Raw genomic sequence first — 1,365 nt, 5'->3', positions numbered from 1 at the left:
GTGTTTTTCGGGGCCTGGTGTTCAATGTATTAGCAACGGCTTGAATCTCTCGAGCGCTCCACCGGGACAGATCCGTGCCCTTTGGAAAGTATTGTCGTAGAAGGCCATTCGTGTTTTCGTTCGTGCCACGTTGCCATGGGCTGTTCGGGTCGGCGAAGAAGACCTTCACACCAGACTCAATTGTGAAGCGAGCATGGTCGGACAGTTCCTTTCCCCGATCCCAAGTCAATGATCGCCACAACTGGGAAGGCATGCTCGTCACGGTTTTCTTGAGTGCATTGGCCATCGTGACAGCCCCATAGCCGGCCAGCGCGGGACCGTTTTTCGTCCTGGGAATCAACCCGTAGCCTTCCTCGCGAGGCAGATGGATGAGCATGGTGAATCGGCTTGATCGCTCGACCAGCGTTCCGATCGCAGACCGGTTCAAGCCGATGATCAGATCGCCTTCCCAATGTCCCGGTACAGCACGGTCTTGAGCTTCCGCTGGACGTTCGGAGATCATCACGTCTTCGCTGACATGCGCCCACGCCTTGGCTTGCGCCCTGGCCCTTGGCACTCTCAGTGCTCGTCCGGTGCGCAGATAGGTCACCAGTTCGCGCTTGAGCGCACCACGCCCTTGAATGTAAAGCGCCTGATAGATGGCTTCGTGAGAGATGCGCATGGTTTCGTCATCTGGAAAGTCGACTTTTAATCGATTGGCAATCTGTTCCGGCGACCAGCCATTGACCCATTTGCGATCACTGCGTTCTGGTTTATTCCGCCCGATGAACGCCGCTTGACTAGGCCCTGCAACCTTACGTCCTTTAGCGTCGTGAACGTGGCCTTCCAGGCGCTCTTGCACATAGCGGTGCAGCCTCGGGTTTGTCGCAAGCTTTGCTGGTTTCGGCCGCCTGGCAAACAATTCCGCCTTCCACTGCGCAACTGATGCACGATAATCGAGGCGGCCACTACGAGTCGCAGCATTACGCTTGAGCTCTCGTGAGACCGTTGACGCGCTGCGGCCAATACGGCGAGCGACCTCACGTACGCCGGCGCCTTCGGCTGAGAGTAATCCTATCTCTTCACGCTCAGCAAACGATAAGTACCTGCCGGATATTGGACTTGCCATGAACAACGGCATACCGCCACGCTCGCGAAACCAGCGTGTCCCTGCCGCCTGGGACACGCCAACTGCCGTAGCAGCCTTCTCGCTTGTGATTCCGGTCGCGACCTGCTCCCAAAACTGGCGCTCAACCTCGTGCCGAAGCGATGGTGCACCTGGCGAGCGCATCGCTCCTCGCCTCGTCAACTGTTGTATCCACTTCGATGGACGACCCATGAAACACCTCCTGGATTAAGGTGTTGCGACGACCGGTTGAATCCGCC

1 protein-coding gene is annotated in these 1,365 nt (G+C 57.6%); it reads right to left on the bottom strand.

Annotated features, from left to right (window positions below; translation table 11 throughout):
* A partial coding sequence (locus CFB46_RS34925; protein WP_152778062.1) for an IS30 family transposase occupies window positions 1-1,318 on the bottom strand: 1,318 nt, incomplete at its 3' end.
* Window positions 1,319-1,365 lie beyond the last annotated feature (47 nt).

The sequence above is a fragment of the Burkholderia sp. HI2761 genome (assembly GCF_002223355.1).
Taxonomy (GTDB): domain Bacteria; phylum Pseudomonadota; class Gammaproteobacteria; order Burkholderiales; family Burkholderiaceae; genus Burkholderia.
Note: the sequence above shows the minus strand (reverse complement) of the source record. Positions and strands in the feature narration are given on the sequence as shown.